The 17212-nt window shown below is 39.9% G+C and carries 23 protein-coding genes; 16 read left to right on the top strand and 7 right to left on the bottom strand.

Going from position 1 to position 17212, the window contains the following annotated elements:
• Window positions 1-13 precede the first annotated feature (13 nt).
• On the bottom strand, window positions 14-304 hold the full coding sequence (locus BV214_RS10105; protein WP_086477384.1) for a hypothetical protein: 291 nt from the start codon (window positions 302-304) through the stop codon (window positions 14-16).
• 196 nt (window positions 305-500) lie between these two features.
• Here BV214_RS10105 and BV214_RS10110 point away from each other — a divergent pair, with 196 nt between their 5' ends.
• Complete coding sequence (locus BV214_RS10110; protein WP_086477385.1) at window positions 501-2192, top strand: M23 family metallopeptidase; 1692 nt, start codon at window positions 501-503, stop codon at window positions 2190-2192.
• Between the two features lie 207 nt (window positions 2193-2399).
• Entirely contained in the window at window positions 2400-3053 is a 654-nt protein-coding gene (locus tag BV214_RS10115) for a hypothetical protein (RefSeq protein WP_086477386.1), read from the top strand.
• Here the strand turns inward: BV214_RS10115 and BV214_RS10120 are convergent.
• The gene (locus BV214_RS10120; RefSeq protein ID WP_086477387.1) at window positions 3050-4198 is read right to left on the bottom strand and encodes a cysteine desulfurase family protein; all 1149 of its coding nucleotides are present in this window, start codon (window positions 4196-4198) and stop codon (window positions 3050-3052) included. The two genes, BV214_RS10115 and BV214_RS10120, sit on opposite strands and share 4 nt — an antisense overlap.
• Window positions 4199-4333: 135 nt before the next feature.
• Here BV214_RS10120 and BV214_RS10125 point away from each other — a divergent pair, with 135 nt between their 5' ends.
• Window positions 4334-4843, top strand: coding sequence for a hypothetical protein (locus tag BV214_RS10125; protein WP_086477388.1), 510 nt, complete (start codon window positions 4334-4336; stop codon window positions 4841-4843).
• A 25-nt stretch (window positions 4844-4868) separates the two neighbouring features.
• Here the strand turns inward: BV214_RS10125 and BV214_RS10130 are convergent, their stop codons facing one another.
• Together BV214_RS10130 and BV214_RS10135 are read right to left on the bottom strand one after the other, a co-directional pair.
• The gene (locus tag BV214_RS10130; RefSeq protein ID WP_086477389.1) at window positions 4869-5411 is read right to left on the bottom strand and encodes a Smr/MutS family protein; all 543 of its coding nucleotides are present in this window, start codon (window positions 5409-5411) and stop codon (window positions 4869-4871) included.
• Entirely contained in the window at window positions 5401-5610 is a 210-nt protein-coding gene (locus BV214_RS10135; RefSeq protein WP_086477390.1) for a hypothetical protein, read from the bottom strand. Before BV214_RS10135 ends, BV214_RS10130 begins: the two co-directional genes overlap by 11 nt.
• 88 nt (window positions 5611-5698) lie before the next feature.
• Between BV214_RS10135 and BV214_RS10140 the strand changes: the two genes are divergently transcribed.
• From BV214_RS10140 to BV214_RS17190, 4 genes are read left to right on the top strand one after another with little or no spacing between them, the layout of a single operon-like run.
• Window positions 5699-5971 (top strand): DUF2752 domain-containing protein, encoded by a 273-nt coding sequence (locus BV214_RS10140; RefSeq protein WP_086477410.1) that lies wholly within the window; start codon window positions 5699-5701, stop codon window positions 5969-5971.
• A gap of 9 nt (window positions 5972-5980) precedes the next feature.
• Window positions 5981-6319, top strand: a complete 339-nt coding sequence (locus BV214_RS10145) for a CCC motif membrane protein (RefSeq protein WP_086477391.1) — start codon at window positions 5981-5983, stop codon at window positions 6317-6319.
• Window positions 6320-6340: 21 nt separating this feature from the next.
• Complete coding sequence (locus tag BV214_RS10150) at window positions 6341-6637, top strand: CD225/dispanin family protein (RefSeq protein WP_245806773.1); 297 nt, start codon at window positions 6341-6343, stop codon at window positions 6635-6637.
• On the top strand, window positions 6627-7043 hold the full coding sequence (locus tag BV214_RS17190) for a DUF2752 domain-containing protein (protein WP_176328493.1): 417 nt from the start codon (window positions 6627-6629) through the stop codon (window positions 7041-7043). The genes BV214_RS10150 and BV214_RS17190 overlap by 11 nt, the downstream gene beginning before the upstream one ends.
• A 59-nt stretch (window positions 7044-7102) precedes the next feature.
• Here BV214_RS17190 and rocD read toward each other — a convergent pair whose 3' ends face one another.
• Complete coding sequence (gene rocD, locus BV214_RS10160) at window positions 7103-8347, bottom strand: ornithine--oxo-acid transaminase (RefSeq protein ID WP_086477392.1); 1245 nt, start codon at window positions 8345-8347, stop codon at window positions 7103-7105.
• 369 nt (window positions 8348-8716) lie between these two features.
• Between rocD and rlmD the strand changes: the two genes are divergently transcribed.
• From rlmD to BV214_RS10175, 3 genes are read left to right on the top strand one after another with little or no spacing between them, the layout of a single operon-like run.
• A complete protein-coding gene (rlmD, locus tag BV214_RS10165) occupies window positions 8717-10132 on the top strand; it encodes a 23S rRNA (uracil(1939)-C(5))-methyltransferase RlmD (RefSeq protein WP_086477413.1) in 1416 nt (471 codons plus the stop codon).
• Window positions 10133-10142: 10 nt separating this feature from the next.
• A complete protein-coding gene (locus BV214_RS10170) occupies window positions 10143-10688 on the top strand; it encodes a DUF6452 family protein (protein ID WP_086477393.1) in 546 nt (181 codons plus the stop codon).
• Entirely contained in the window at window positions 10669-11475 is an 807-nt protein-coding gene (locus tag BV214_RS10175) for a DUF6048 family protein (RefSeq protein WP_086477394.1), read from the top strand. Before BV214_RS10170 ends, BV214_RS10175 begins: the two co-directional genes overlap by 20 nt.
• 1 nt (window position 11476) lies before the next feature.
• Here the strand turns inward: BV214_RS10175 and BV214_RS10180 are convergent, their stop codons facing one another.
• Together BV214_RS10180 and BV214_RS10185 are read right to left on the bottom strand one after the other, a co-directional pair.
• Window positions 11477-11707, bottom strand: coding sequence for a hypothetical protein (locus tag BV214_RS10180; protein ID WP_086477395.1), 231 nt, complete (start codon window positions 11705-11707; stop codon window positions 11477-11479).
• 32 nt (window positions 11708-11739) lie between these two features.
• Window positions 11740-12903 (bottom strand): THUMP domain-containing class I SAM-dependent RNA methyltransferase, encoded by a 1164-nt coding sequence (locus BV214_RS10185; protein ID WP_086477396.1) that lies wholly within the window; start codon window positions 12901-12903, stop codon window positions 11740-11742.
• A 90-nt stretch (window positions 12904-12993) separates the two neighbouring features.
• Between BV214_RS10185 and BV214_RS10190 the strand changes: the two genes are divergently transcribed.
• The 6 genes from BV214_RS10190 (at window position 12994) to istB (ending at window position 16859) form a co-directional block, all read left to right on the top strand.
• Window positions 12994-13665 (top strand): ZIP family metal transporter, encoded by a 672-nt coding sequence (locus tag BV214_RS10190; protein ID WP_086477397.1) that lies wholly within the window; start codon window positions 12994-12996, stop codon window positions 13663-13665.
• The gene (locus BV214_RS10195; protein ID WP_086477398.1) at window positions 13666-14094 is read left to right on the top strand and encodes a DUF4268 domain-containing protein; all 429 of its coding nucleotides are present in this window, start codon (window positions 13666-13668) and stop codon (window positions 14092-14094) included. It begins immediately after the preceding gene.
• 388 nt (window positions 14095-14482) lie between these two features.
• Window positions 14483-15037 (top strand): hypothetical protein, encoded by a 555-nt coding sequence (locus tag BV214_RS16965; protein WP_245806774.1) that lies wholly within the window; start codon window positions 14483-14485, stop codon window positions 15035-15037.
• Window positions 14971-15585 (top strand): DDE-type integrase/transposase/recombinase, encoded by a 615-nt coding sequence (locus tag BV214_RS10200; protein WP_245806775.1) that lies wholly within the window; start codon window positions 14971-14973, stop codon window positions 15583-15585. The genes BV214_RS16965 and BV214_RS10200 overlap by 67 nt, the downstream gene beginning before the upstream one ends.
• Window positions 15586-15618: 33 nt before the next feature.
• Window positions 15619-16038, top strand: coding sequence for a hypothetical protein (locus BV214_RS10205; protein ID WP_140157745.1), 420 nt, complete (start codon window positions 15619-15621; stop codon window positions 16036-16038).
• A 65-nt stretch (window positions 16039-16103) separates the two neighbouring features.
• Entirely contained in the window at window positions 16104-16859 is a 756-nt protein-coding gene (gene istB / locus BV214_RS10210) for an IS21-like element helper ATPase IstB (RefSeq protein ID WP_086477401.1), read from the top strand.
• The last annotated feature ends 353 nt before the right edge of the window (window positions 16860-17212 follow it).

Below are 17212 nucleotides of genomic sequence, written 5' to 3' on the forward strand. Positions count from 1 at the left end.
TATTTACATTACATTATTCCGAAAGTTGCACTATACAGTGGTCCAACTCGCGTATTAATGTATTTATCTTAAGCTTAGCTTCAGTCTTGTTTGTATCACTGCCCAGTATTGTATTTGCCAACTTCAGGGAATTGTATTTGTCCTGCCATTCCTCTACGGAAGCAGTCATTACTTCGTATTCGTTTTTTACGGCTATCAATTCTTCTTCCAACCTAATGTTTTGGTCTTGCAAAAGCGCTAACTGGTGCAATAACTTACTAACTTTATTTTCTAAAGAATCTACAATTTCAATCAATTCACCCATATGCAAATAGCAATGCATTTTACACAAAGTTAATATACCTCGTCTTACTTAGCAATTCTTTTTTCAATTATTCTAAAAGTAATGTATTCCCTACCGAAGCAGGCTGAACTCTTACAACACGTAACGTATTTAAAACTAAGACTTTTTTTTCAATTTGAACGGTATTAATTACTTTCGCTTCAATTTACGAATAATTATGAGAGGGATACAATTAGGATGCTATTTATTACTAACACTTATGGTTTATGGACAAAAAAATTATCCTACGGATGCCTTTAGACCTCCCTTGGATATTCCCCTTATTCTATCGGGTACCTTTGGCGAATTACGTGCTAACCATTTCCATGCAGGAATAGATATAAAGACCCAACAAAGGGAGGGGCTTCCTGTCTATGCCATTGGTGATGGTAGGGTTTCTAGGATAAAGGTGTCGCACTGGGGGTACGGAAAGGCCCTGTATATAGTTCACCCTAATGGTTATACCTCTGTGTATGCCCATTTACAGAAATTCTCTCCAGAAATAGAAGCCTATGTAAAAAAGGTACAGTATCAAAAGAAATCATACGAAGTAGAGATTTTCCCTAGCAGCACTGATATTCCCCTCAATAAAGGGGAACTTATTGCCTATACTGGAAACACCGGAGGTTCTGCCGGTCCCCATCTCCATTTTGAAATAAGGACCAGTGCATCGGAAATGCCCACCAACCCACTATATTATGGCTTGGAGGTTAGGGATGCCACCAGTCCCACCCTACTGGCTGCCTATGCATATCCCCTATCGGAAAATGCCCAAGTAAATCAGAGTCAGGAAAAAGTACAGCTAAAATACCACAGGCAGGCAGATGGTACTTTTTTGGCTGACAAGGTAACTGCTTCCGGACTCATAGGGTTTGGCATCAATACTTATGACCGACAAGATTTGGCGGCCAACAAAAATGGCCCCTATTCCATAAAAAAATCCGTAAACGGCAGGGTTTATTCCGAATATAGGTTTGAGACTTTTTCTTTTCCAGAGAGCAGGTATATCAACACCCTAATAGATTATCCGCACTATGCCACCTATGGTGAAAGGATTCAAAAGACCTATAAAAAGTCCAGCAACCTATTGGGGATCTATCAAAATTTATACAATGACGGAAAGGTGGAGATCAATGAAGGACTTTCATACAATGTAGAAATCCAAATCAGTGACCTAGCTGGCAACAACACCAAATTAATCATTCCAGTAGAAGGTAAAAGACAAGAAATACTGATCCCTAGAAAGGAAGAAAAGACCGATTACTACATCCTTGCTAAAAAACCGATGAATTTTGATCTTGGGGGAGCCAAGGTATATTTCCCCGCGAATACTTTTTATGACAACTTCTTTATAGACCTTAAAAAAGGACAAGATACTGTTACCATCCACAATAATACGGTGCCGGCACACAGAAATTTCACCATCACTTTTGATGTTAGCAAATACACCAATGAGGAAAAAGCGCAGTTATTTATAGGGAGATTGGATAAAGACCTAAAACCCAGTTATTCCTCTACCTATAAACGAGGTACTACCTTTACCACCAGAACCCGTAATTTGGGCACTTACACCCTGGCAAGAGATACAGTGGCCCCTAGCATAGAACCAAAGAACTTTAGGGACAAACAGTGGCTTTCCAACTACAATTACCTAAGCCTTCGGATAGATGATGACCTAAGCGGCATTAACACCTATACCGCTACCTTGAACGGTAAATGGATCTTAATGGAATATGAACCCAAAACCAAAACCCTAACCTATAACTTTGATGATTTAAAATTGGATCAGACACAGGGCGACCTAAAGGTTGTTGTAACGGATAATGTAGGGAATAGCAGCACTTTTACCAGTACCTTTTATAGAAAATAATCGCTATCCATTTAACAAGCTTATGTTTACATAGAATTTTAGCATGAACTATAATAAACTCCCACATTATAAGAATATTAAGAACAAGATTTTGGAAAATATGATATTTTTGTGTGAACATATTATAGAAGCCACTCTCAATTTCTACAATCAATTGGGCTTACCCATTCAAGGTTGTAATAATATCCAAAAAAACAGAAGCATCGGATGAAAAATAAACTCGCCATTTTATTAGCTCTCATAGGCCTTACCCTAAATGCCCAAAAAAATATATACGAGAGTGCCAAATTTGATGATTTAAGCAAATCTCACCAAACATTGGCCATCATCCCGTTTCTTACCAGCTTACAGTTAAAGGGCGAAGTTTCTGATGACGAATTAAAGCAATTAGAAGAAAAAGAAGCCTACGAGGTTCAAAACGCTTTGGAAACCTATTTTTCCAAAAGGAAGAAGAAAAAGAAATTCTCCGTAACCTTTCAGAACATCAAGAATACCAATGCCATATTGAGTCAGCAAAACATAACCTATGAAAATATAGACATCTATACGGTAAGGGAGCTATCCGAGATTTTGGGAGTAGACGGAATCATAAGTGGCAATCTAGATCTAAACGTGCTCTTATCCAACGGCGTACCCACTAAATTCAGCATTATGGACTATATTAATGGAGATGCCAACTACGGTAGGATAGGGGTTAAAATAAGTGACGGGACCAGCGGTAAATTACTTTGGAAGTACGAAAAACAGATCAATAAAAAATCTGGCAAAAACACCACCGACCTTATCGATAAAATGATGAAAATGGCATCTAGAAAGTTCCCGTACGACAGGGAACGTCCCCGCGACCGAAAAGACAATTAATCTTTTTGGTAGTCTTCCAACACTTGGATTACATAGTCCAAGTCTTCCTTGGTATTGAATTTAGAAAATGAAAACCTCACCGATGGCTTTTTTCTATCCGCTCCGGAAAGTATCTCCGTGAGCACATGTGAGCCTTGGTCACTACCAGATTGACAAGCACTTCCTGCAGAACAAGCAATTCCATTTATATCTAAGTGAAACAATAGCAACATGGCTTTTTCTGGATCAAATGGAAGTAGGATATTAACCAATGTATAAGTACTTTTCTCCATATCTCCGGAAAGCCCGTTAAACTGTACCCCCGGAATTCTCAGCTGTAATTGCTCCATAAAATAGCGCTTTAATTCGCTAACATATTTCTTCTCCTCCTCCAGATTTTCATAGGCCGAAACAAAGGCTTCCTCCAAACCTACAATATTGTGAAATGGTTCCGTTCCCGCTCTAAATCCGCGTTCTTGGGCGCCACCAAAAATTAAGGGCTTTAATCCAGAATTGCGTTTTATATAGGCAAACCCAATTCCTTTGGGACCGTGAAATTTATGGGCAGCGGCAGTGAGGAAATGAAGTTGCGTCTTTTTTAAATCCCAAGGAAAATGACCAATAGATTGTACGGTATCGGAATGAAACAAGGCCTGGTGATCCAAACACAGCTTGCTTACCGCCTCTACATCCAACAAATTTCCAATTTCGTTATTCACATGCATCAGGCTAACCAGCTTTTTATCATCCCCATCCCTTAATAAGGCCTCTAAATGTGTTAAATCTGGGTTTCCATAACTATCTAAGTCTACATATTTAAGCTGCACTCCATATTCTTTCTCTAACTCACAGGCAGTATGCAATACCGCATGGTGCTCTATACGCGAAGTAATCAAGGTTTTAATTTCAAGGTCTCTTACCGCACAGCGCAGTATCATATTATCTGCCTCGGTTCCTCCAGAGGTAAAAACTATTTCCGAGGGATGGGCGTTTAGGTGTTTTGCAATGGTTTTTCTCGCCTTTTCGATACCCGTTTTTGCCGATCTACCAAAACTATGGCTAGAAGAAGGGTTCCCATAGCAGGTAGACAAAGCCTCCTGCATTCTTTTAATTACTTCGGGTCTAACCTGTGTGGTGGCAGCGCTATCCAAATATACCTTTCTCATTAAAAAAACATTGTAATTATTTAAACTCCTAAACTAAAAATAGATCTGGCAAAAATACTTGAAATAAAGTTAATTTCCTGCAAAATACGGGGAAAGCTCTAGGTTTATGAGTTATTTTTCAATTAAATTTGAGGCATGAGAAATTTGCTATTATTTGTTTTTGTGATAAGCTTATATTCCTGTGATGACGGGGACTTACAGATTGAGACTATCAATTTTGATGACAGCACCATCCAGTACTGCGGGAGCTCCCCAACCACAGAAAGCACCCTATTTTTTAAGATATCGGGCAGTGAGGCGTTGATTCTCACTTTAGCAAGTGGCACCTTAAAAAATGAAGTATCTAATGGGGAGATTCAAATTCCGGTTACGGGTAACACCAAGGTTACGTATCGCATTTTTTCCGACAAAGTGAGTAAGGATTATTTTTGCAATCCCCTTCCTCCAGCAACCCCTATTGTAACCGAGGAGATTGAGGCCCAAGGTGGATTTGTTCATATTACTACCACGGCTAAAACGGAAGGCGAAACCACCTCCTATGAACACAATATTAGGTTAAGTGAAATATCGTTGGTAAACAAAACCAACGATCAGCGTATAACAGACTTAAGAATCAATAATTTTGGAACTGTTACCACCAAGTAAGACAGTTTGTATTTAACAACCTGTCTTACTTCTGAGAAATATAAACTTCTGTGGCACCAGAGCCGTATTTTTGGTAATCGGCATCGTAATATTTTACCTGCTCGTATTTTCTGAATAAAAAATAGAGCTCCTCCTTTAGCACTCCTTCCCCTACCCCGTGAATAAACACTACTTTTTGTATGCGCTTACGGATGGCAAATTCCAGTTGCCGCTCTGCCGTTTCCATCTGGAGGTTTAATATATCAAAATTGGACATCCTTTTTGCTGTCTTGGTCAATTTCTCAATATGCAGATCTACCTCCATCTTAGGGGCATTTCGTTCTTTGGGTTTGGGTGCTGGTTTATGGCGTTTTTTAGGGATTTCTTTTTCCGCTTTTACTCGGGCAACCTCAAAGTTGGAAACCGATATTTCCTGATTTGCCGGTATGGAAAGCAGCTCTGAAGGGGCATAATTCAATAAAAATCCATCGGTGCTTTCCACCGTAATTTCCTGCCCCTTAATTTTTACGATCACCCCTTGTATGGTATCGTCAATAGCTTCTACCCTATCGCCAATTTTAAAGTTCATCGTCCTCATTTTTTAGATCCCGATCTCGCTCCTCGGATTGCCCGATACTCCATGATTGCGTGGTTTTATAAATTCCGAACATCATCAACACAAAGCCTATCATTAGAGCAATTTCCTCTTCCATAAATCCATCTCCAAACCCCGCAATTAGGGCTCCGACTCCGATCAATATTAAATAAAAGTTTCGTTTCATTTTCATTGCCCAAAAATAATAGTAATTTACCTTAAACAATTATATTAGCACTTTAAAAGCAGTTAAAATGTTCTTGCTCCAGTTGGAAAATTACATGTTACCTTGTTTAAATAAACAGATTTTCGGCATAGACTGTCCTGGCTGTGGTATACAACGCGCTATATCCTTTATATTAAATGGCGATTTTGTTGCCGCTTTTTACATGTTTCCTGCAATTTATACTATTATTCTATTAATTGCGTTTTTAGGACTTAGCCTTTTTATCGACATAAAAAACAGCTTCAAAATTAAATTATACCTGTTATATCTAAATGCAGGTATCATTATCGTTAGTTATATATTAAAAATGCTACAAATAATCTATTAAAATCAAACCATGGAACAACAAAAACTACCCAATGCAACGCTAATTTTAGTTTTCGGTATCATATCTATAGTAACTTGCTGTTGCTATGGTATTATTGGACTTATTTTTGGAATAGTAGGGTTGATACTAGCGAATAAGGCTACTAAACTCTATGCAAGTGCCCCTGAACTCTATGAGGGTTACAATAATGTAAAGCTGGGAAAAACCCTATCTATTATCGGGATTGTACTAAACATTCTGGTAGCTATATTTTTCATTTGGATCATTTCTATCATTGGGTGGGATGCCCTGCAAAATGAAGAGCTTATGAGAGAGCGCTTAGAAGACTACTTACAGAATATTGAATAACCCCTACCACAACTAACATCAATGACCAATACATTAATGGAAAACGTCCAACGCCCCAAACCAAGTAACTATTTAATTCTTGCGATATTCACCACTGTTTGCTGCTGTATTATCCCAGGTGTGGTCAGCATTGTTTATGCTGCCAAAGTAAATGAGGCCTATGCCCAAGGCAACTATGATGCCGCAGAAAGAGCCTCTAAGAACGCAAAAACATGGGCTTTTGTAGGCATCGGAATCGCCGCGCTCTTCTTACTTATTTATATTGCCATATTTGGATTTGCAATTGTTGGCGGCATATTGAGTGGTAGTGATTTCTAAAAAATACAATAAGCTATTCATACTTGCAATAGGAGTACTATTCTCAGGAATAGTACTCCTATACTATTTATTGGATCCCAGCAACTCCCCCTATTTCCCCAATTGTCCGTTTTACCAATTTACCGGGTATTACTGCACAGGATGTGGCAGCCAGCGGGCACTGCATGATCTTTTGCACTTGAATCTCGTTGGAGCTATTAAACACAATGCACTATTTATTCCGGCCCTACTATTGGGCACGTATCATTTTAGCATAAAATACCTCCCCATTAAGAATGCCGATACGTTTCCAGATATTGTTTATCACCCCAAAACTCCTATACTAATATTTACAGTTTTGATACTTTTTACCATTTTAAGAAACATTCCAAAATTCCCCTTCTCACTCCTTGCCCCTCACCTTTAACAAAAAAAAGCCTGCAAGGAAGATGCAGGCTCTATATAATATATATCAATGTATCCGGTCTATTTCTGAAATTGTTCCAGAGTCCTGATAATTATCGATACACAGTCTAGTAATTGCTCACGTGTCATCACCAAAGGAGGTGCAAATCTAATGATGTTACCATGGGTAGGTTTGGCCAATAGTCCATTATCTCTTAAGGCCAAACAAATATTCCAAGCTGTTTCGCTATCTGGGGAATCATTAACCAAAATTGCATTTAGCAACCCTTTTCCACGCACCGAATTTACGAGGTCACTTTTTTCTATAAACTTATTAAGCGCTGCCCTAAAAAGCTCTCCCAATTCATGTGCATTCTCTGCCAACCCCTCTTCTTTAACCACTTCTAACGCAGCAATTCCCACAGCTGCCCCTACTGGGTTTCCTCCAAAGGTACTTCCATGGTTTCCAGGCCCTATCACCTCCATGATTTCATCATCTGCCAACACAGCGGAAACGGGATAGGCGCCACCGGAAAGTGCCTTTCCCAAGATCAACATATCGGGTTTAACACCTTCATGATCCACTGCTAACATCTTCCCCGTTCTTGCGATTCCCGTTTGTATTTCATCGGCAATAAAGAGTACATTGTACTTTTCACAGAGTGTTTTGGCCTTGGTTAGATACCCCTCGGAAGGCACATTAACTCCTGCCTCCCCTTGTATGGGCTCTACTAAAAACCCAGCTATATTAGGATCGCTCTTTAATGCCTCCTCCAAAGCCGTTAAATTGTTATACTCAATGGCAAGGAAGCCTTCTGTATAAGGACCAAAATTTTTCCTAGCCACCGCATCATTGGAAAATGAGATAATAGTAGTGGTGCGTCCGTGGAAATTATTCTCACAAACAATTATTTTTGCCTTATTAGAGGCTACTCCCTTTTTTTCATAAGCCCATTTTCTACATATTTTTAAAGCCGTCTCCACAGCCTCTGCTCCAGTATTCATGGGTAAGAGCTTATCATAGCCGAAGGTTTCGCAGGCATATTTCTCAAACTTCCCCAACTGGTCATTGTAAAAAGCCCGGGAGGTTAGGGTAAGGGTTTGTGCCTGACTCGTCATGGCATTTACAATTTTAGGATGACAGTGTCCCTGATTAACGGCCGAGTAGGCCGACAGAAAATCGTAGTACTTTTTTCCTTCCACATCCCAAACATACACTCCCTCTCCCCTGCTTAGGACAACGGGCAGCGGATGGTAATTATGGGCTCCATATTTATCTTCCAATGCGATAGCACTTGTGGATGTTATTTTTTCCTGTTGTAACATGTACATAAAAAATTTAAAATAAAACTAATGCAATTCCTTCTTAGGGGAGAGAAATCATCCTTTGTAGAATCGCTAAATTACTAAATTTTAAATTTCTATAATCTCATTATTTCCTATAAAAATAGGGCACAATGTTAATTTTGGTTCATCAGCTCCATATCTGGGCAAGACCAACGATTCCATAAATCACTAATACCCCCATAAAACTTATTCTAAAACACCTTTATTACTAGACAACTCTAGGAAAAGGGCCAACACCAGGCACCTTAATCTGCCAGCCAGGGATGGCAGCAACCACAAGCTTTCCACTTTGACTAAAGTTCCTTTAAAATGCGTTTAAATCCTGAAAAAATCCCCTATTTTTGCGCTATGCGAAGAAAGAAGAAACGACAGGTTTTTGAGAAGGTATCAGTAGTTGATGCCGGTGCAAAGGGTAAAACAATTGGAAAAGCTCCCGATGGAAGAGTAATTTTCCTTACCAATACCGTTCCAGGGGATGTAGTGGACGTACAAACCACCAAAAAAAGAAAATCTTATTTTGAGGGTGAGGCGACATATTTCCATACTCGATCCCCAAAAAGGGTAGATCCGGTTTGTGAGCACTTTGGGGTATGCGGAGGATGCAAGTGGCAAGATATGGGCTACGAACATCAGTTGTTTTACAAACAGCAGGAGGTAGAAAACAATCTTCGTAGGATTGGACATTTAGACCTCCCTGAAACCATGCCCATTTTGGGATCTAAAAAACAGTATTTCTATAGAAATAAAATGGAATTCTCCTTTTCGGACAGTCGTTGGCTTACTTTGGATGAAATAAATTCTGGGGAGGAAATTAAAGATAAAAATGCCCTAGGTTTTCATATCCCTGGTATGTGGGATAAAATTCTAGACATAAAAAAATGTCACTTACAAGAAGACCCTTCCAATGCCATTCGTTTGGAAATAAAAGAGTTTGCTGAAAATAATGGGCTCTCATTTTTCAACCCTAGAGATCAACATGGATTATTAAGAACCGTAATGATTCGTACTTCCTCTACGGGTGAAATTATGGTAATGATTCAATTTTTTGAGGAAGACCAAGAAAAGCGCTCCCTGTTAATGGATCACTTAGTGGCTACTTTTACCGAAATAACTGCCCTATTATACGTAGTAAACCAGAAGAAAAACGACACTATTTACGATCAGGAAGTGATCTGCTATGCGGGAAGGGATCATATTTTTGAGGAAATGGAAGGATTACAGTTTAAAATAACGGCAAAATCTTTCTACCAGACCAATTCGGACCAGGCCTATGAACTCTACAAAATAACACGGGACTTTGCCGGACTAACAGGAGAGGAATTGGTATACGACTTGTATACCGGAACTGGCACCATAGCTCAGTTTGTTGCTAAGAACGCTAAAAAGGTAGTTGGTATTGAGGCAGTTCCAGAAGCTATTGCCGATGCAAAAGCCAATGCCGAGAGAAATAATATTGCAAATGTCGATTTCTTTGTTGGGGACATGAAAAATGTATTCAATGAAACCTTCATTTCCACCCATGGTAAGCCAGATCTTATCATTACCGATCCCCCAAGGGATGGCATGCACAAGGATGTGGTACAACAAATCCTGAACATCTCTCCAGAGAAAGTAGTATATGTTAGTTGCAACAGTGCTACCCAAGCAAGGGATTTAGAATTGATGAAGGAAGACTATGAGGTTGTCCAAGTACAACCTGTAGACATGTTCCCTCAAACCCATCATGTGGAAAATGTTGTACTTTTGAGAAAACGTAAAAATTAGCCCTATCCCAATGAACCACACCAAACTTCCCTTTAAATTTCTCTTGGCCCTTATTGTAATTGCTACAATAGGAATCTTGGGATGTGAAAAAGACGATATCTGCATAGATGGGAGTACACCATTATTAATAGTGCGGTTTTACGACGCGGCTAATAGGACCGAATTAAAAAAAGTTCCGAAATTCCGAATCGTAGGCGTCGGTCAAAAAGTAACAGTCCTTGGCGTTCCCGATAGGACCGATTTAGATTCTATAGCCGTCCCCTTGAAAGTCGCGGAAAGCAGTACCGGATTTTACTTTATCGCAAATTCTGTAGATGAGGAAGCCCAAAACCAAGCCGGAGACACCATTATGGTGGAAGGCGGGAACATAGACAGTCTATACTTTAATTATGACCGAATAGATAAGTTTGTATCCAGGGCCTGCGGTCATATCGCCAATTTCGACAATTTAGCGGCCGATTTAAAACAGGAAAATGAACACTGGATAAAGGATATAGAAATTATAACTCCCTTGGTAGCTAACTCCACTGAAGCACATGTTAAAATATATCATTAGTAGTTTTTTATTTCTTGCGGTAATTGGGGGATATTCCCAAACAAAGCCCATAGACCTACAGCCTAAGGATACCGTAAAACGTACCGATCCCTATGGGATAAGACTGGGTTTGGACCTAAGCAAGCCGCTTATTTCTACCTTGAAGGATGAATATACCGGATTGGAAGTTGTAGCCGATTATCGCCTGACCAATAACTGGTATTTAGCAACAGAATTAGGAAACGAAAAGAACACCAAGCAAGAGGACCTTTACAATTTTACCACTTCTGGCAGCTACCTTAAACTAGGAGCAGACTATAATACTTATGGAAACTGGTACGGGATGCACAATTTAATCCATGTTGGAGGAAGATATGCCTTTAGCAGCTTTAGTCAGACGCTTAATAATTACCATATTTTTGATACCAACAGATATTGGACCGATCCCCAATATCAACTAAATCCGCCTACCACCACCCCCAGCGATTTTCCAGTGGGCGCCACCGATCCAAAAGAATTTAATAGCTTAAATGCCAGTTGGCTGGAAGCCGTGGTAGGAGTAAAAGCAGAACTTTTCGCCAATATCTATTTGGGTGCCAGTGTTAGAATAGGTTATTTGATAACCAATAAGGAACCAGAAGGATTTCGTAATTTATGGATACCTGGATTCAACAAGGTAACCGATGGCAGCAGATTTGGTGTGGGATACAATTACACGCTCACCTATTTCTTACCACTTTATAAAAAGGCTAAAAAAATTAAAAAGGAGGAGGAACCCGATACAGAAGAGACCTCCCCGTTAAATTAGTCTATAATTCGCGTACCCCTTTCAGGAAAATCCAACTCATCATCAATTTTTTTCCTTTTGGAGTTTTTACTACAGCGAATTTTGGTGCCAACACTATAGTCACAACTCCTGCTATTATAGCTAGAAGAATGGTCTTTAAGTCTAATAACATACCAACTAGGAAACGGATGGCTATAAACAGAATGGCAAATCCTAAAAAGTTATATACTAAGGCTTTGTTTTTTGGTTTCACGGTACAAATAGTATTTGATGTTAGGCAACAGCCTATTTTTCTTTATTGAACTTAGCTTTCTTACTTCCTTCGTACATCACATATTTCACTAGGCGCGATTCTAAGTGACTGTTGTAAACTTTTATCCTTCTAGAAGGACGAAGTCCAACAAATTTTAAAGCTTCCAAATTAGAGGTGATAAACCAGGCATCGGTTCCTGGATAATTTCTTTTTAAGGTATCTCCAATTTCGCTATAGAAATTTTCCATTTCTATATCTAACCGCTCACCGTAAGGCGGATTGAATACCATGTGCAAAGGCCCCTCTGACACTTTCTCTGTATCAAAGAAATTCTTTCTTTCAATGGTAATATAATCCGATAAATTAGCGTTTGCAACGTTCTCTCCTGCTTTTCTAACGGCAGAGGGGGCTTTATCATACCCAAGAATCTTATATGGAAAATCTTTCGTCCTATTGAGGCTACTATCAATAATTTTCTGGAAAAGATCTTCATCAAAATCGGGCCACTTTTCAAAAGCGAATTCCTTTCTATTAATATTTGCAGGAATATTACAAGCTATCATAGCGGCTTCGGTTAAAAACGTACCGCTACCACACATGGGATCTAGAAAATCACTTTGGCCTTCCCAACCACTTAACATCAATAAACCAGCAGCCAACACTTCATTGATAGGTGCAATATTGGTGGCGGTTCTGTAGCCCCTGTGGTGCAATGATCTCCCTGAAGAATCCAAGGATACATTACATTGATTTTTCTGTATATGGATATTAATTCGCATATCTGGAAATTTAATATCCACACTAGGTCTGCTGCCATCGGTATCCCTAAATTTATCTACAATGGCATCCTTGGTTTTTTGGGATACATATAAGGAGTGGGTAAAATTATCCGAATTTACGGTAGCATCAATAGCAAAGGTAGTATCCGTAGATAAGTAGTTGAACCAGTCCATGGAATAGATCTTTCTATATAGATCATCTTCATTTCCAACTTTAAAAGAATGGATAGGCTTTATAATTTTTATAGCCGTTCTTAAACATAAGTTCGCCTTGTACATAAATCCGGTATCCCCTTCAAAGGACACACTTCTAATCCCCTCTTCTATGTTACTAGCACCTAGCTCTTTTAACTCCTTGGCCAAAATTTCCTCGAAACCGAACATGGTTTTGGCTACCATTTTAAAATTATTGTTCATACCTACTCTTAAAATTACCGCAAAAATACATTAATTTTATCCCCTATTAGGTAATTATCCCTAATAAGTACAACACCAAACCCATCGTACATGATCTATTTACTACCCATTCTTGCGGTTATGCTAAGCTTTCTATTTGTTTACGTCACCAAACCCAAGAATAAAGAGGGCTTTAAGCTTTTATTGGCCTTTAGTGGGGCTTTTCTATTAGCCATTACCGTTTTTGAACTATTCCCTGAAGTATACATGGAATCTGATTCGAAAACCGTAGGGGTGTTCATAATGTTGGGGATTTTACTACAAATATTTCTGGAGTTTTTTTCCAAAGGGGCAGAGCACGGACATGTCCACATAGACCCGGAGAACCAAGAATTCCCTTGGCTGCTATTCATTAGTTTATCCATACATTCCGTCTTGGAAGGAATACCTATAGATAATCACCACAACATTCTATATGGAATCTTGGTTCATAAGCTACCGATAGCCATTATTTTAAGTTTCTTTTTACTAGCTTCCAAAATTAAGTTGGTACCCGCCATATTATTTATTAGTCTTTTTGCGCTAATGACGCCCCTAGGCACGTTATTAGCCGCAAATCTCCCCATTATGGAAACCTATTCCGTATATTTAAATGCAGTAGTAATAGGGGTGTTTTTACACATTTCAACAGTTATTTTATTTGAAAGCTCACAGGCACATCAGTTTAATCTACGCAAACTATTGGTCATTATAATAGGTGTTGCGATAGCATATGTATTTTAAATGTTCAGTAAGGCCGAAGCAAAACAATTACGACAAGATTTTTGGATCTCTTTTGGAAAATCGTTTCCAAGGAAATGGATCTTACATCGCACGAATATAAAAGACTTTTCATTTAAGTTTTCTTTTGATGTAAAGTACGCCATGGTTTCCCTCGATATTGAAAATCAGGATTTGGAAAAGCGAATTGAGCTATGGGAAAATTTGATGTCCCTACGCACCATATTAACGTCGGAGTACCTACCCAAGGCCCAATTCGATGATAGCTACATCCTGAGTAATGGAAAGGAAATTTCTCGAATATGGGTTAGCTTACCTAATGTTTCTATCCATAACAAAAACACCTGGCAGGAGACCATGTCATTTTTAAGAGACTCCATGAATAAGTTAGAAATGTTCTATAAGGAGTACGAGGACGTAATTAAGCCTTAAAACCCCAACCAAAAACTCCCTATGCTAATAGTACGACTTTCCTAAAAAACCCTTGCCGTTAAGGCGATTCTATCATATTAACTCCATTTAGGAAGAAAATGTTTTGTATGCGTAGTAAGTTCCGTTTAACGGACCTAATGATTATACCTTTTTAGATCTTATAACAACATACCTTCTAATATGAGGTTTATCGTTTAACTATATAAGGAGGTACATGAGGAGGACATATGGAAGTCAATAATTGTAATCGAAAATTAAATCTGCACAGTTTTCGGTAAATAGGAATACACAGAAAATGGCAACATGAATACACAATTAAAAGACCATTTGGGGCATGCCCAAATGGTCTAAAAGCTAATATTGCCGGTTCACCAAAACCAGCAATTCTATGAATGTGTATTTAGCCAAATTTATGATTTATTATGAAATCCATCGAATGCACCGTGAAGGGCATTCCAAAAGCAGGATCAGTGAATTCCTTTTGCTCGATAGGCGTACGGTATCAAAGTACCTGGCAATGAGCGAATCGGAATACGAAGAATTCCTTACCAAGCAGACCAATCGTGGGAAGAAACTACTTCCCTATGAGGATTTTGTCAAGAAGCGCCTCGAAAAATACAGGAATACCTCTGCAGCCCAGATGCATGACTGGCTAAAGGAGAGCCATCCCGATTTTCCGCTGGTATCCCAAAAGACGGTCTTTAATTTTGTATCGTGGGTCCGGAAGGAACACCGGTTACCCATAATCAAAACCGAAAGACAGTTCCAGCAGCTTGAAAAGGCTCCTTACGGGAAACAAGCTCAGGTAGACTTTGGGGAATACAATATGAGAACTACCACCGGTACCAGGGGAAAGTCTTCTTTTTTACGATCGTTCTGTCGCGTTCCCGTTTTAAATATGTCTGGTTCACTGATCGGCACTTTACATCGGAGACCGCCATAGAGGCCCATGAGAAAGCCTTTGAATATCTGGGAGGTATCCCTGATGAGATCGTTTATGACCAAGACAAGGTCTTTGTAGTGAGTGAAAACAGCGGGGACATTGTACTGACCGACGCCTTTCGCAAGTATACCAGGGCCCAGGGCTTTGATCTGTATTTTTGCCGCAAGGCAGATCCCCAAAGCAAAGGAAAGATAGAGAATGTGGTAAAGTATGTAAAACAGAATTTTCTTTATAATAGGGCCTACCACAACATCGAAACCCTTAACGATGAAGCGTTGGGATGGCTTGGACGTACTGCTAACAGCTTGCCCCATGGCACTACCCAAAAAGAACCGTGTACCGAGTTCAATATCGAACGTTCCTTTTTAAAGCCTTACAGGGCCCATGTGGACCCGGTTGCAACAATCGCCACCTACACGGTGCGAAAGGACAATGCCATCTCATACAAAGGGAATTTCTATTCCCTGCCCTTGGGCACCTATAAGGGAAAAGGTAGTTTGGTAGCCCTACGCGTGGAAGGTACCTCCCTTATCATCACCGACCCGTAGGGTGAGAAGCAAATCTGCCGCCACAAAATTCCTTTGGGCAGAGGGAATAAAGTTGTTAATACCGATCACAAAAGAGATAAAAAGGCTGCCATTGGGGAGATGATGGCGGAAACGGCTGCATTGTTCGCGCATCCCGCTAAGGCCCGGGAGTGGCTTGAGATGATCAAAGCCGACAAACCCCGTTACATAAGGGACCAGCTGAGTATGATAAGGCAAACGGCACTGCATACAGCTTCAGCTCATCTGAACCAGGCGATGGGATATTGCCTGTCCCATAGAATCTACAGTGCGGCAGATTTCAAAAGTATCTTGGCATCCACAGAGCAGCATCCAAAAAAACGGACAAAAGTCGTGAGGCTTAATCCGCTAAGCGGTGAGATCCCGGACAAGGCCAACATCCGGCCCCACAAAAGCTCCTTAGAAGATTTTGAGCTCATCCTTAAAAAATCATAGACCCAATCCGCCCTGAAGGACTTTAGGGCCCCTTCAGGGCATTAACTTTCAATAAAAACAATCATATGGAAACAAAAGAACAGATCACTGATTATTGTCGAAAATTTAGGACCGCCGGTATAGCCAACAACCTGGAGGTGCTGGTAAAAGAAGCCGAGGACAACGCCTTTGGTTTTATGGAATTCACTTTGCACCTGTTGAAGACTGAGGCAGCACACCGTTATCAAAATGAAGTGAAAAGAAGACGGAAAGTGGCCAAGCTGCCCCTTCACTGCGATCTGGACCATTATGACCACACCTTCAACAGTGGCGTTTCAAAGACCCGCTTGAACCAACTCAGGGAGCTAAACTGGCTGGACCAAGGTTACAATCTTATGCTGATGGGGCCCTCCGGCGTGGGCAAGACCCTGCTTGCCTCCGGTCTTTGCAGCGATGCCATCGACAAAGGGTACAAAGCCTATTTTAGAACAATGGAAGACCTGGTAAATATGCTGAAAATGAAGGATATAACCCGAGCCGCCACAGCCGATTACAAACGGCTAACAAAGGCCGACCTCATTGTCATTGATGATATCATGCTCTTCCCAGTGGAAAAGAACCAGGCGGTAGCTTTGTTTAATTTTATCAATCAATTATATGAAAACACCTGCTTTATCATTACCACAAACAAAATGGCCGCCGATTGGGCCAGAATGCTGGATGACGAAGTGCTGGCTACAGCGCTACTTGATAGATTGCTCTACCGATGTGACGTAATGAACCTCTCTGGAAAAAGTTACAGAATGGAGAATAGAAAAACTTTTTTTGAACAGAAGGAATAACCTCTTTATATTTACAAAAATTGTGCATTCTTGTTGCCAAAAACTGTGCACTCTTATTTACCATTTTCTGAGCATTGTTACTTACCGATTACAAATATGAGGTTTTATCGTTTAACTATATAAGGAGATACATGAGGAGGACATATGGAAGTCAATAATCTACGTAGCTCCTTAAAATAGGTGTTAATTTCCTAAGCTATCTTCCTTAAAATGGGTCAAAAAAAAAAAAAAAAGAGGCGGAAGCTTCTACAGTCATCAGTAGGCAGTAGCAGTTGTTTCAGCCATCAGTAAACAGTAATCGGTAATCACTAGTCTTCAGTAGGCAGTTCAATTTAAGGCAAGTTATGGTTGAT

The sequence above is a fragment of the Arenibacter amylolyticus genome, from assembly GCF_002150785.1.
Classification (GTDB): Bacteria; Bacteroidota; Bacteroidia; order Flavobacteriales; family Flavobacteriaceae; genus Arenibacter; species Arenibacter amylolyticus.